This is a genomic window from Stenotrophomonas sp. 107298_Sma, from assembly GCF_056480345.1.
This window is the reverse complement of sequence record NZ_CM151094.1, coordinates 2170809-2184634: the sequence shown is the minus strand read 5'-3', so window position 1 is coordinate 2184634 and position 13826 is coordinate 2170809. Positions and strand designations below refer to the sequence as shown.

The following is a 13826-nucleotide window of genomic DNA, read 5'->3' as shown; positions in this document are numbered from 1 at the left end:
GATGAATGATCTGCTGTCCCAGGACGAGATCGATGCCCTGCTCCACGGCGTGGACAGTGGCGCGGTCGAGACCGATGCGGAACCGCCTTCGGGCGAAGCACGTTCCTACGACTTCGCAAGCCAGGACCGGATCATCCGCGGTCGCATGCCGACCCTGGAAATGGTCCACGAGCGCTTCGCGCGCCTGTGGCGGATCGGCCTGTTCAACCTGATCCGCCGCTCGGCCGAACTGTCGGTGCGCGGCATCGAACTGATCAAGTTCAACGACTACATGCACTCGCTGTATGTGCCGACCAACCTGAACCTGATCCGATTCAAGCCGCTGCGTGGCACCGGCCTGATCGTGTTCGAGCCGACCCTGGTGTTCGCCATCGTCGATAACTTCTTCGGCGGCGACGGGCGCTACCCGACCCGTATCGAAGGCCGCGAGTTCACCGCCACCGAAATGCGGGTGATCCACCTGCTGCTGAAGCAGACCTTCGCCGACCTGCGCGAGGCCTGGGCACCGGTGATGGATGTCGAGTTCGAATACATCAACTCGGAGATCAACCCGCACTTCGCCAACATCGTGACGCCGCGAGAGTACGTGGTGGTGTGCCGCCTGCATGTCGAGCTCGACGGCGGTGGCGGCGACATCCACGTGACCCTGCCGTATTCGATGCTGGAGCCGATCCGCGAGCTCCTCGACGCCGGCATCCAGAGTGACCGCAACGACCGCGACGAGAGCTGGGGCCAGACCCTGCGCGAGCAGCTCAACATCGCCGAGGTGACCCTGTCCAGCGTACTGGCCAGCAAGCGCATGACCCTGCGCGACCTGACCCGCCTGAAGGTCGGCGACATCCTGCCGATCGAGCTGAGCCCGCAGGTGCCGTTGTGCGTGGAGAACATCCCCGTGTTCACCGGCGAGTTCGGCGTCGCCAACGGCATGAACGCCGTGAAGATCACCGCTACCCATCCGCCCGGCACCCGTCCGCGCGTACCCGTCATCCAGGAAGACCCGCAATGAACGATATCGACACCCTCGAACCGACCCCGGCCCAGTTCAGCAGCCTGCAGGCCGATGAAGCGAACGGTCCGGACCTGAACCTGGACGTGATCCTCGACGTGCCGGTGACCCTGTCGCTGGAAGTCGGTCGTGCCCGCCTGCCGATCCGCAATCTGCTGCAGCTCAACCAGGGCTCGGTGGTGGAACTTGAACGCGGTGCCGGCGAGTCACTGGACGTGTTCGTCAACGGCACCCTGATCGCCCACGGCGAGGTGGTGGTGATCAACGACCGCTTCGGCGTGCGCCTGACCGACGTGGTCAGCCCGAGCGAGCGGATCCGGAGACTGCGTTGAGCCTGCTGGCCTCCACCCTGTTGGCGGTCGGCAAGACCGCCGCACCGATCGGCCCGCAGGTCGGCCAGCACGCGGCCGCCGCACCGAGCCTGTTCGGTGCGGTGCTGGCGCTGCTGGCGGTACTGGCCCTGGTCATCGGCCTGGGCTGGCTGCTCAAGCGCCTGCCCGGCAGCGGCTTCCGCCCGGCCGAAGGCATGAAGCTGGTGGCCAGCCTCAGTGTCGGCGCCAAGGAGCGCGTGGTGGTGGTGGAGGTCAATGGCCAGCAGCTGCTGCTGGGCGTTACCGCGGGCGGCATCAACACCCTGCACACCCTGCCCGAACCGCTGCCACCGCCGGCACCGGTGCGCGTGCCGGACTTCAAGAACCTGCCGAATTTCGCCCAGCTGCTGCAGCAGCGGCTGCGCAAGGATCCCTGACATGCGTGTCACCCGTACCCGTCTTGCCACCCTGATGCCGTGGCTGCTGTTGCTCGCCCTGTGCCTGTTGCCGGCGCTGGCGTTCGCCGCACCCGGCGCGCCGACCACCCCGCTGCCAGACGTCAACGTCGGCAAGATCGGCGGTGCACCGGTCAGCCTGCCGCTGCAGACCCTGCTGCTGATGACCGCGATCACCCTGATCCCGTCGATGCTGCTGGTACTGACCTCGTTCACCCGCATCATCATCGTGCTGGGCCTGCTGCGCCAGGCACTGGGCACCGGACAGACGCCGTCCAACCAGGTGCTGCTGGGCCTGGCCCTGTTCCTCACCGCGATGATCATGCTGCCAACCTGGGACAAGGCCTGGAGCACCGGCATGGCGCCCTACCTCAATGGCGAGATCGACTTCCAGACCGCCTGGACGCTGACCACCTCGCCGCTGCGCGCCTTCATGCTGGCGCAGATCCGCGAGACCGACCTGATGACCTTCGCCGGCATCGCCGGGCATGGCACCTACGCCAGCCCCGATGCGATCCCGTTCCCGGTGCTGGTCGCATCGTTCGTTACCAGTGAACTGAAGACCGCCTTCGAGATCGGCTTCCTGATCTTCATCCCGTTCGTGATCATCGATCTGGTCGTGGCCAGCGTGCTGATGTCGATGGGCATGATGATGCTGTCGCCGATGCTGGTGTCGGCACCGTTCAAGATCCTGTTGTTCGTGCTGGTGGATGGCTGGGTGCTGACCGTGGGTACGCTGGCGGCGAGCTTCAATCCGGCCTGACCGGGAGGCAGTCGAGCATGGCTCGACTCTACATAAGCGTTGCCGGGCATGGCCCGGCGCTACCGATGGAAATACGATGTCTCCCGAACTTGCCTTGACCGAACTGCGTGGCGGCCTGATCACCGTGTTGTGGGTGGCCGGCCCGCTGCTGCTCACCGTGCTGGTGGTGGGCGTGGTGGTGGGCGTGGTGCAGGCTGCGACCCAGCTCAATGAACCGACCATCGCCTTCGTCGCCAAGGCAGCCGCGCTGACCGCAGTGCTGTTCGCACTGGGCAGCCTGCTGATCGGCCACCTGGTCGAATTCACCACGCTGCTGTTCCAGCGCATCCCGCACCTGATCGGCTAGGACACGCGCTTCGATGGACGCCGCCACCCAGATGGCCGCCGATGGGCTGAACGCCTTCGGCATGATCGGCACCGTGCTGTGGACCATGCTGCGCATCGGCGCGGTCGCCATGGCCATGCCGATGGTCGGCACCCGCGCCGTCCCGGCCCGGGTGCGCGTGGTGCTGGCCGGCACCCTGGCCATCGCATTGGCACCGTTGCTGCCGCCGGTACCGGACTGGACCGGTTTCGATGCCGCCACGGTACTGACCATCGCCCGCGAGCTGGCCATCGGCGTATCCATCGGCTTCCTGCTGCGGCTGGTGTTCGAGGCCGGCGCGATGGCCGGCGAACTGATTGCCCAGGGCACCGGCCTGGCCTTCGCACAGATGAGTGATCCGCTGCGTGGCGGCACCTCAGGCGTGATCGGGCAGTGGTTCTATCTGCTGTTCGGCCTGCTGTTCTTCACCGCCAATGGCCATCTGGCGCTGATCTCGCTGGTGGTGGACAGCTACCGGGCACTGCCGATCGGTGCGCCACTGCCCGATCCGCATGCCTTCTTCAGCATCGCGCCGACCTTCCTGCTGACCGTGCTGCGCGGTGCGCTGACTTTGGCGATCCCGCTGACCGTGGCAATGCTGGCGGTGAACCTGGCGTTCGGCGTGCTGGCGCGCGCCGCGCCGGCGCTGAACCCGATCCAGCTCGGCCTGCCGGTCTCACTGCTGCTGGGCCTGTTCCTGCTGGCCCTGCTGGCAGGCGAAATGGGCCCGCCGGTACAGCGCCTGTTCGACGCCGCCTTCCAGGCTGCGGACGCGGTCACACACTGACCCGATCATCACGTTTTACTGCTTGCCCTTCCCCCGGGTCTGCGCGTTAGAGTGAATGCGCGGCAACCGGGGGGATGCCGCACGTGGCCGGCGCCCTGCGTCGGCCGGCCTCATGCATGCCCCACCGTAGTTTCCGTCGACAGGCAGGTCCGGGAGACTGACGAATGCTGGTAGGCACGTACAACCCGTGGCTGGTAGTGATCTCGCTGCTGGTCGCCGTGATGGCCTCATACACCGCGCTGGCGATGGCCGGGCGCACGGTTACCGCACCCGGCAAGGGCGCGGCCTGGTGGTGGCGCATCGGTGGCGGCTTCGCCATGGGCCTGGGCATCTGGTCGATGCACTTCATCGGCATGCTTGCCTTCGACCTGCCCATTCCGCTCGGCTACGACCTGCCGATCACCCTGCTTTCCCTTGCACTGGCCATCGCCTCGTCGGTGTTCGCGCTGTGGCTGGTCTCGTTGCGCACCCTGCCGCACCCGCGGCTGGCCGGTGGCGCCCTGCTGATGGGCACCGGTATCGCCGGCATGCATTACGTTGGCATGGCCGCAATGCGCATGCAGCCGGGCATCGACTACGACCCGGGCTGGCTGCTGTTTTCGCTGATGGTGGCAGTCGCTGCTTCGTGGACGGCCCTGTATGTGGCGTTCCGCCTGCGTGCGCAGCGCACCCGTGTCGGCGACCGGCTGGCAGCGGCGGGCCTGCTCGGGCTGGCCATCGTCGGCATGCACTACACCGGCATGGCCGCCGCACGCTTTCCGGAAGGCAGCATCTGCGGCGCAGCCGTCGGCGATGGACTACAGAGCGAATGGCTGGCCATGCTGGTGGTGATGCTCACCGTGGCGATCCTGGCCGTGGTGCTGGTGGTGTCCTGGCTGGACCAGCGGGTGGAGGCGCAGCTGCTGCGCCTGCGCAATTCCCTGTTGAGCACCTCGCTGACCGACGCGCAGCAGGAACTGACCCAGGCCGCACTGCACGACCCGCTCACCCGCCTGCCCAACCGCCTGCTGCTGCAGCGTCGCATCGTCCAGGCACTGGCCGAGGCCGAACAGGGCGGCAGCCGTTTCGCTGTGATGTTCATGGACCTGGATGGCTTCAAGCAGGTCAACGATGCCTATGGCCACCAGGCCGGTGATGCACTGCTGGTGGCGGTGGCCGAACGTACGCGCCAACTGCTTCGGCCCAACGACATGCTGGCCCGTCTGGGCGGCGACGAGTTCGTATTGGTGGTGCGCATCGAGCACGACGAGGATCTTCCGACCCTGGCCCGGCGCATCCTGCAGGCGGTCGGCAGCGGGCCCCTGCTGCCGGACAACGAACTGCAGGTGACCGCCAGCATCGGCGTGGCGATCTGTCCCGACCACGCCGCCAGCGAGCGGCAGCTGATGGCCTTTGCCGATGCCGCGATGTACCAGGCCAAGGAATCCGGACGCAACGCCTTCGTGCTGTTCGCCGACTGGATGAATGACAGCGCCGAGCAACAGTTCAGATTGCTTGCCGACCTGCGCCGGGCAATCGGCAGCGAACAGCTGTTCCTCAATTACCAACCCAAGATCCGCGTGGCCACACAGAAAGTGGCCGGCGCCGAGGCACTGATCCGTTGGCGGCACTCGGAACATGGCCTGATCCCGCCGGATCGGTTCATCCGCCTGGCCGAGCGCAGCGGCGCGATCAATGAAATCGGCCGCTGGGCGCTGGACCAGGCCTGCCAGCAGTTGCGCCGCTGGCACGACGCCGGCCATGAAGGCTGGTCGATGTCGGTGAACCTGTCGCCGGTGCAGTTCAGCTCACCGCACCTGCTGCATGACGTGCGCGACGTCCTTGAGCGCTACAGCATCACCCCACGCTACCTGGTGCTGGAGATCACCGAGAGCACCGTGATGCGCGATACCGATACCAGCCTGCGCCTGCTGCAGGCGCTGTCGGCACTGGGCGTGGGCATCTCCATCGATGACTTCGGCACCGGCTATTCCAGCCTGCTGTACCTGAAGCGGCTGCCGGCCACCGAGATCAAGATCGACCACGCCTTCGTGCGCGATCTGGAGCACAGCGCCGAAGATGTGGTGATCGTCTCGGCGATCGTGGCGCTGGGCCATGCGCTGGACATGGACATCGTGGCCGAAGGCGTGGAAACCGCCGCCCAGCGCGCCTACCTGGAACGGCTGGGCTGCGATTACCTGCAGGGCTACCTGCTCGGTCGCCCGGTCGATGCCGCCCGCTTCATGCAACTGCACGACCTGCCCCGGCCTCGTGTGGAACTGGCACAGAGCCCGCCGCCCAGCGGCAACGCGCCCCTGTAGCCGAGCCCGCGCCCGGCTCCCCCCCGGGCATGACCCGGCGCTGCCGGTGCCTGCTCTGGTAGGTGCCAACCTTGGTTGGCGCATGAACCCGTCACGGCATGGTTCTTGCACGCACCCCGGCATCTCCTGCCGCAGTGCCCGTGATGTCCGAAGACGAATCCGCCGGCGAAAAGACCGAACAACCCACCGAAAAACGCCTGCGCGATGCCCGTGAACAGGGTAACCTGCCGCGCTCGCGCGAACTCGGCACCGCCGCCGTGTTCGGCGCCGGCGTACTGGCGGTGATGGCGATGAGCGGCTCGATCGGCCGTGGCGCCAGCGCCTGGATGAAGCATGCGCTCAGCCCCGAACAGAGCCTGCGGCAGAACCCGAAGGAACTGTTCGGCCACTTCGGCGACCTGCTGCTGCAGTTCATGCTGGTGATCGCGCCACTGGTGCTGGTCTGCCTGCTGGCCAGCTTCGTCGCGCCACTGGTGATGGGTGGCCTGCGCTGGTCGCAGAAGGCGATGCTGCCGGACATCAACCGCATGAACCCGATGAGCGGGCTCAAGCGCCTGTACGGCCCGGAGGCCATCGCCGAGTTCACCAAGTCGCTGTTGCGCGTGGCTTTTGTCGGGGTCGCCGCTGGGCTGGTGGTATGGACCGGCTTCGACACCCTGCGCGGTCTGATCCACCACCCGCTGGAGACCGCCATCACCGACGGCCTCGGCTTCACCCTGCGCCTGCTGCTGGCTACCGCCGGCGCCATGCTGGTGCTGGCGGCCATCGACGCCCCGTACCAGCGCTGGAACTGGATGCGCAAGCTGAAGATGACCCGCGAAGAGCTGCGCCGCGAAATGAAGGAAATCGAGGGCAGCCCGGAGGTGAAGGGCCGCATCCGCCAGCTGCAGCAGCAGATGGCCAACCGCCGGATGATGGAGGCGGTCCCCACTGCTGACGTGGTGGTGGTCAACCCCACCCACTATGCGGTGGCCCTGAAGTACGAGGGCGGCGCCATGAACGCCCCCAAAGTGGTCGCCCTGGGCGTGGACGAGACCGCCCTGCGCATCCGTGAAGTGGCCGATGGCAACAAGGTCGCCATCGTCTCGGCGCCGCCTTTGGCACGCGCCTTGTATCGGGAAGGCCAACTCGGAAAGGAAATCCCCGTGAGACTGTATTCGGCCGTGGCCCAGGTCCTGTCCTACGTCTACCAGCTGCGCGCCTGGCGCACTGGCCCGATGCCGGACAGCCCGCACATCCAGGTGGATGAATTCGGCAAGGGAGGCCGCCCGTGAGCGCCCAGCCCTCCCCCGGCTTCAACACCCGCCGCGCCCTGGAGATGATCCGCCAGGGCCTTGGCGCGCCACTGATCGTGCTGGCACTGCTGGCCATGGTCGTGGTGCCGCTGGCCGCACCGGTGCTCGATGCGCTGTTCACCTTCAACATCGCCATCTCGCTGATGGTGCTGCTGGCGGTGGTCTATGTGAAGCGCCCGCTGGACTTCACCATCTTCCCGATCGTGCTGCTGGTCACCACCATGCTGCGGCTGGCCCTGAACGTGGCCTCCACCCGCGTGATCCTGCTCAACGGCCAGAACGGCCACGACGCGGCCGGCAAGGTCATTGCCGCCTTCGGCGAGTTCGTGATCGGTGGCAACTACGCAGTCGGCATCGTGGTGTTCGCGATCCTGACCATCATCAACTTCGTGGTCATCACCAAGGGTGCCGGCCGCGTCTCGGAAGTTACCGCGCGCTTCATCCTCGACGCCATGCCCGGCAAGCAGATGGCGATCGACGCCGACCTCAACGCCGGTTTGCTGACGCGTGAAGAAGCCAAGCTGCGCCGCGAGGAAGTGCGCGAGGAAGCCGACTTCTACGGTGCGATGGACGGTGCCAGCAAGTTCATCCGTGGTGATGCCATCGCCGGCATCCTGATCCTGTTCATCAACATGCTGGGCGGCCTGGCCGTGGGCGTGCTGCAGCATGGCATGCCTTTCGGCGATGCCGCTGCCACCTATACCCTGCTGTCAATCGGCGACGGCCTGGTGGCGCAGCTGCCGGCCCTGCTGGTCTCCAGTGCGGTGGCGATGCTGGTCACCCGTGCTTCGCGCTCGCAGGACATGGCCCAGGCGATGAGCGGCCAGGTGTTCGGCCAGTACCGCGCGCTTGCGATCACCGCCGGCATCCTCGGTGTGGTCGGCCTGGTGCCGGGCATGCCCAACGTCGCTTTCCTGACGCTGGCCGCGATCCTGGGTTTCATCGCCTGGAAGCTGTACCGCAAGAGCAAGCTGCCGGCTACCGATGCCTCCGCCGGCAACAGTGACGCCGCCGCACTCACTGCGCTGGGCCGTCCGGCCGCACCCGCGCCCACCGCCGAACTGAGCTGGGACGAGCTGCGCCCGGTCGATCCGCTGGGCCTGGAGGTCGGCTACCGCCTGATCCCGCTGGTGGACAGCAACCAGGGCGGCGAACTGATGGCGCGGATCAAGGGCGTGCGCCGCAAGCTGACCCAGGATGTCGGCTTCCTGATTCCGTCGGTGCACATCCGCGACAACCTGGAACTGCCGGCCAATGGCTACCGCGTGCTGGTGCACGGCGTGCCGGTGGCCACCGCCGAGATCCATCCGGACCGCGAGCTGGCACTGGACCCGGGCAGCGCGCTCGGTGCGCTGGAAGGTATCGCCGGCAAGGACCCCGCCTTCGGCCTGGACGCGACCTGGATCCAGCCGCACCAGCGCGCCCAGGCCGAGACGCTCGGCTACACCGTGGTCGATCCGGCCACCGTGGTCGCTACCCACCTCTCGCACCTGATCCGCGAACACGCGCCGGAACTGCTCGGCCACGAAGAAGTGCAGCACCTGCTGGCCAACCTGGCCAAGAGTGCGCCCAAGCTCGTCGAAGATCTGACGCCGAAGGCACTGCCGCTGTCGGCGGTGGTACGGGTGCTGCAGAACCTGCTGGTCGAGCGCATTCCGATCCGCCAGCTGCGCAAGATCGCCGAAGCGCTGGTCGAACACGCGCCCAGCAGCCAGGACCCGGCCGTGCTGACTGCCGCCGTGCGCACCGCACTGGGCCGCTTCATCGTGCAGGAGATCGCCGGAATGTCGGCCGAGCTGCCGGTGTTCACGCTCAACCCACAATTGGAACGTGTCTTGCAGGAGTCCACGCAGGGCAACGGCGCCGCGCTGGAACCCGGACTCGCTGAGCGACTGCACCAGAGCCTGGCCGAATGTGTCAGCAAGCAGGAAGCCCGCAACGAGCCCGCGGTCGTGCTGGTACCCGGCCCGGTGCGCGCCGCGCTGGCCCGCCTGGTCCGCCACAGCGTTCCGTCGCTGTCGGTCCTGGCCTACAGCGAGGTGCCGGAGGACAAGCGCCTGAAGCTGGTCGGAACGATCAGCTGACGCCGCCCTCCGATGCGCCAGAAAACAGACACCACTTTCGAACCAACGCAACAGACAGATACCAAGGGGAACCCGCACCGTGCAGACCACCGACCACCCGAGTTCTCCGACCGCCACCCCGCCGTCTTCGTCCCGTGACCACAGCATGAAAATCAAACGATTCGTTGCCGCCGACATGCGCTCGGCCATGAACCTGGTGCGCAAGGAACATGGTCCTGACGCCGTGATCCTGTCCAACCGCCGGATCGAGGAAGGCATCGAGATCGTTGCCGCCGCCAACTACGACGAGAGCGCCGTGCAGCGTGCACTGGAAGCCTCGCGTCGTGACATCGCCCCGCCGCCGGCACCAAAGCCGCGCAATGCCGCCGACGCGGTGATCGCTGCAGTGACCCGTCGCCGCAGTGCCACCCCGGCACCGGAACCGGTGGCTGCGACCACCTCGGCCGTTGCCGCGCTGGCCCGCGCCGCCGTTGGTGCCACCGGCCGGACCCTGGACAGCGCCGACGAGATCGTGCCGACCCGCGGCAGCACCGGCTTCGCCGCCACCCTGGCGCGTGCTGCCGTCAACGAACCGGCGCGTGCGGAACAGGCCTTCGGCCCGTTCGCAGACGCCGTCGCCGGCGCTGTCGCTGCACCCGCCGTGATCATCCCGGCCAACCGTGCGCGCTTCCAGATCGATCCGCCGCATGCCGAGCATCAGCAAAGCCCGGCCCCGGCCGTGGCGGTGCAGCCGCCGCCGCTGCCGCTGCCGCTGCCGGCCAGCGTTGTGGCCGACGCGCAGTCGCAGACCTTCGCCGACGAACCGTCGATGGCGGACGCAACCATCGACACCGCCCCGGAACCGACCCTTGCACCAGCCCCGGTGCTGACCGTGGTCGCCCAGGACGATGCCGAGATCCGACAGCTGCGCCAGGAAGTGGCCGGCATGCGCCAGGTGATCGAGCGCGAGATGAACCGCTTCACCGACGAGCGCCTGCGTGGCTGCCCGGTGCGCGCCACTGCACTGGACCTGATGGACGAGTACGGCTTCGACGCCGGCCTGGCCCGCGACGTGGCCATGCAGATCCCGCTGGAGACCGATGCGCACCGCGGCCGCGGCCTGATGCTCGGGCTGATCTCGCGCAAGCTGCCGATCGCCCCGGTCGACCCGCTGGAGGAAGGCGGCGTGATCGCTCTCGTCGGCCCGACCGGCGCCGGCAAGACCACCACCATCGCCAAGCTGGCCTCGCGCTTCGCCGAGAAGCACGCCCCGCGTGACGTGGCCCTGGTCACCACCGACACCACCCGCATCGGTGCGCGTGAGCAGCTGTACGGCTACGGCCGCCAGCTCGGCATCGCGGTGCACGAGGCCAACAGCGGCACCGACCTGGACCAGCTGCTGGAACGCTTGAAGGACTACAAGCTGGTACTGATCGACACCGCCGGCCTGGGCCCGCGCGACCGCGCCCTGGCCGCCCAGCTGCAGTGGCTGCGTGCCGCCCGCCAGGTACGCACCCTGCTGGTGCTGCCGGCCAACACCAGCTTCGGCGACATGGACGAGGTGGTCCGCCGCTTCGGCGCGGCCAACCTGCAGGGCCTGGTGCTGAGCAAGCTGGACGAAACCGGCCGCTTCGGCAACGCCCTGTCGGTGGCCGTGGACCACGCCCTGCCGATCACCTGGGTGACCGACGGCCAGGACGTTCCGGAGGACCTGCACCGGGCCAGTGCAGCCAATCTCGTACTTCGCCTTGAAGATTTGCGCCGCGCGGCCGATATGCCCTGCAACCCGGAGTTGAACCATGCCGTCGCGTGAGTACGCCAAGCTGACCAAGACCTTCCCGCTGTCGGCCACCCGCAGCGAGCCGCTCGGCCCTGTGCGCACCATTGCGGTCACTGGCGGCAAGGGCGGCGTGGGCAAGACGAATGTGTCCGCCAACCTGGCCGTGGCGCTGGCCGGCATGGGCAAGCGCACGCTGCTGCTGGACGCCGACCTCGGCCTGGCCAACATCGACGTGATCCTGGGACTGAACCCCACCTTTACCCTGGCCGACTTGGTCGCCGGCCGCTGCTCGCTGGATGACGTCATCGTCGAAGGCCCGAACGGCGTGCTGGTGGTCCCGGCCGCGTCCGGCCGCCGCCACATGGCCGAGCTGGCCCCGGCCGAGCACGTCGGCCTGGTCAACGTGTTCTCCGAGCTGGAACGCGAGCTGGACATCATGGTGGTGGACACCGCCGCCGGCATCAACGATGGCGTACTGACCTTCTGCCAGGCCGCACAGGACACCGTGGTGGTGGTCTGTGACGAGCCGGCCTCGATCACCGACGCCTACGCACTGATCAAGGTGCTGTCGCGCGAGCGTGGCGTGGACCGCGTCCAGGTGGTGGCCAACATGGTGCGCGACCCCAACGAGGGCCGCGTGCTGTACGAAAAGCTGACCCGTGTCTGCGAGAAGTTCCTCGCCGATGTCTCGCTGAACTACCTCGGCTGCGTTCCGCAGGACGATTGGCTGCGCCTGTCGGTGCAGCGCCAGCAGCCAGTGGTGAAGGCCTATCCGTCCAGCCCGGCCGCGCTGGCGATCACCGAGATCGCGCGCCGTACCGCGCGCTGGCAGGCGCCGACCGAACCGCGTGGCGGCGTCGAATTCTTCCTCGAACGCATCCTCAAGCAGCGTGGGGTGACGGCATGAAAGGCGCAGCCCAGTACAGGGAAGTGCAGCGCTCGGCGGCGAACGAAGTCATCGCCCAGCATTCGGACTTGGTGCGGCGCATCGCCCACCACCTGGCCGCGCGCCTGCCAGCCAGCGTCGAGGTCGACGACCTGATCCAGGCCGGCATGATGGGCCTGATCGAAGCCTCGCGCAGCTACGACGCCGACCAGGGCGCCTCGTTCGAGACCTATGCGTCGATCCGCATCCGCGGCTCGATGATCGACGAGATCCGCCGTGGCGACTGGGTGCCCCGCTCAGTGCACCGCCGCGCTCGTGATGCCGCCGCCACCATCCGCCGCCTGGAGCAGAGCAGCGGCCGCGCCGCCAGCGCCACCGAAGTGGCCGCGGCGATGGAAATGCCGCTGCCCGAATACCTGCGGTTGATGGAAGACGCCGCACGTGGCCAGGTGCTGAGCCTGGAGTCGCGCATCGAAGACCAGGGCGAGCTGGACACCGTCACCCAGGGCGGCCCGACCCCGCAGCAGGTACTGGAACGCGGCGAGTTCGGCCGCGAGCTGGGCAAGGCGATCGGCCACCTGCCCGAGCGCGAGCAGCTGGTGCTGTCGCTCTACTACGAGCAGGAGCTGAACCTGAAGGAGATCGGCGCGGTGCTTGGCGTAAGTGAATCGCGGGTCTGCCAGATCCACGGCCAGGCAGTGCTGCGCCTGCGTGGTCGACTGAAGATTTTCGAGGCGGCGGACGCCGGCCTCGAAGAATGAACATGCCCGAGGCGGCTGCCCCCGGCCGCCCGGACTGAACAACAAAGGAACTCTGCTTTGAACAAGAACATGCGCATCCTGATCGTCGACGACTTCTCGACCATGCGTCGGATCGTCAAGAACCTGCTGGGCGATCTGGGCTTCACCAATACCGCCGAAGCCGAGGACGGGCATGCCGCGCTGTCGCTGCTGCAGAGCCAGCCGTTCGATTTCGTGGTCACCGACTGGAACATGCCGGTGATGACCGGCATCGAACTGCTCAAGGCGATCCGCGCCGATGCCAAGCTGAAGACACTGCCGGTGCTGATGGTGACGGCCGAAGCCAAGCGCGAGCAGATCATCGAAGCCGCCCAGAGCGGCGTGAACGGCTACATCATCAAGCCGTTCACCGCGCAGACCCTGGAAGAGAAGCTCGGCAAGATCTTCGAACGCCTGGCGGCCAGCGCCTGATGGATACCACGGTCGACAGGAACGCCCTCGCCCTGCGCCTTCAGGAAGCCCTGGACGCACTCGAGTCCGGTGACGAAGCCGCGTGGCGGCAGCGCATCGACGGGCTGGTCGCACTGCGCACGCAGCCGATGATGAGCGGCCTTTCGCGGCTGGCCCGCGAGCTGGGACAGGCGCTGGGTGAGCTGCCGACCGTGCCTGACGAAGCCGGCGAACTGGACGACGCCTGCGCGCGCCTGGACCACGTGGTGGCGATGACCGAACAGGCCACCCACCGCACCCTGGACCTGGCCGAGGAATGCCGCAGCCTGACCGAACAGCTGCGCGCCGAAGGCCTGCAGCCTGGCCAGGACGCGCAGCTCGAGCGCATCCGCCATAACCTGACCGAGATCGCTCTGACCCAGAGCTACCAGGACCTGACCGGGCAGATCATCCGTCGCGTGGTCGGCATCGTGCGCCGCGTGCACGAAGGCTTCGGCGCACTCGGCCTGCCGCCGGAACAGCATCGCTCCGACCCGGAACTGGCCGGGCCGGCACTGAAGGGGCTGGACCGCCACGCGGTCTCGCAGAACGACGCCGACGACCTGTTGTCGGATCTGGGGCTGTAA

14 protein-coding genes are annotated in these 13826 nt (G+C 67.6%); all 14 read left to right on the top strand.

What is annotated here, in order from left to right; genetic code table 11:
* Window position 1: 1 nt before the first annotated feature.
* The 14 genes from fliM to ACZK2G_RS10110 all read left to right on the top strand — a co-directional run bounded on the left by fliM (window position 2) and on the right by ACZK2G_RS10110 (window position 13826).
* Window positions 2-1006 carry a flagellar motor switch protein FliM gene (gene fliM / locus ACZK2G_RS10175; protein ID WP_046982598.1) on the top strand — a complete coding sequence of 335 codons (1005 nt, stop codon included), beginning with the start codon at window positions 2-4 and terminating at the stop codon, window positions 1004-1006.
* Window positions 1003-1338 (top strand): flagellar motor switch protein FliN, encoded by a 336-nt coding sequence (fliN, locus tag ACZK2G_RS10170; RefSeq protein ID WP_478475440.1) that lies wholly within the window; start codon window positions 1003-1005, stop codon window positions 1336-1338. The genes fliM and fliN overlap by 4 nt, the downstream gene beginning before the upstream one ends.
* Complete coding sequence (fliO, locus tag ACZK2G_RS10165; RefSeq protein WP_008266130.1) at window positions 1335-1754, top strand: flagellar biosynthetic protein FliO; 420 nt, start codon at window positions 1335-1337, stop codon at window positions 1752-1754. The genes fliN and fliO overlap by 4 nt, the downstream gene beginning before the upstream one ends.
* Before the next feature lies 1 nt (window position 1755).
* Entirely contained in the window at window positions 1756-2535 is a 780-nt protein-coding gene (fliP, locus tag ACZK2G_RS10160; protein WP_295379941.1) for a flagellar type III secretion system pore protein FliP, read from the top strand.
* Window positions 2536-2611: 76 nt separating this feature from the next.
* Window positions 2612-2881, top strand: coding sequence for a flagellar biosynthetic protein FliQ (locus ACZK2G_RS10155; protein ID WP_005413254.1), 270 nt, complete (start codon window positions 2612-2614; stop codon window positions 2879-2881).
* Between the two features lie 13 nt (window positions 2882-2894).
* A complete protein-coding gene (gene fliR / locus ACZK2G_RS10150; protein ID WP_046982596.1) occupies window positions 2895-3686 on the top strand; it encodes a flagellar biosynthetic protein FliR in 792 nt (263 codons plus the stop codon).
* Window positions 3687-3850: 164 nt separating this feature from the next.
* A complete protein-coding gene (locus ACZK2G_RS10145; protein WP_136639686.1) occupies window positions 3851-5986 on the top strand; it encodes a putative bifunctional diguanylate cyclase/phosphodiesterase in 2136 nt (711 codons plus the stop codon).
* Between the two features lie 143 nt (window positions 5987-6129).
* Window positions 6130-7260, top strand: a complete 1131-nt coding sequence (flhB, locus tag ACZK2G_RS10140) for a flagellar biosynthesis protein FlhB (protein WP_478475438.1) — start codon at window positions 6130-6132, stop codon at window positions 7258-7260.
* Between the two features lie 44 nt (window positions 7261-7304).
* Window positions 7305-9365: a flagellar biosynthesis protein FlhA gene (flhA, locus tag ACZK2G_RS10135; protein ID WP_426355755.1), complete on the top strand. Its 2061-nt coding sequence runs from the start codon at window positions 7305-7307 to the stop codon at window positions 9363-9365.
* Between the two features lie 145 nt (window positions 9366-9510).
* The gene (flhF, locus tag ACZK2G_RS10130) at window positions 9511-11157 is read left to right on the top strand and encodes a flagellar biosynthesis GTPase FlhF (protein WP_478475436.1); all 1647 of its coding nucleotides are present in this window, start codon (window positions 9511-9513) and stop codon (window positions 11155-11157) included.
* The gene (locus ACZK2G_RS10125; RefSeq protein WP_006365470.1) at window positions 11144-12031 is read left to right on the top strand and encodes a MinD/ParA family ATP-binding protein; all 888 of its coding nucleotides are present in this window, start codon (window positions 11144-11146) and stop codon (window positions 12029-12031) included. Before flhF ends, ACZK2G_RS10125 begins: the two co-directional genes overlap by 14 nt.
* Window positions 12028-12771, top strand: coding sequence for an RNA polymerase sigma factor FliA (locus tag ACZK2G_RS10120; RefSeq protein ID WP_006365468.1), 744 nt, complete (start codon window positions 12028-12030; stop codon window positions 12769-12771). The genes ACZK2G_RS10125 and ACZK2G_RS10120 overlap by 4 nt, the downstream gene beginning before the upstream one ends.
* 57 nt (window positions 12772-12828) lie before the next feature.
* Window positions 12829-13221, top strand: a complete 393-nt coding sequence (gene cheY / locus ACZK2G_RS10115) for a chemotaxis response regulator CheY (protein WP_006365466.1) — start codon at window positions 12829-12831, stop codon at window positions 13219-13221.
* Window positions 13221-13826, top strand: a complete 606-nt coding sequence (locus ACZK2G_RS10110) for a protein phosphatase CheZ (protein WP_046984318.1) — start codon at window positions 13221-13223, stop codon at window positions 13824-13826. Before cheY ends, ACZK2G_RS10110 begins: the two co-directional genes overlap by 1 nt.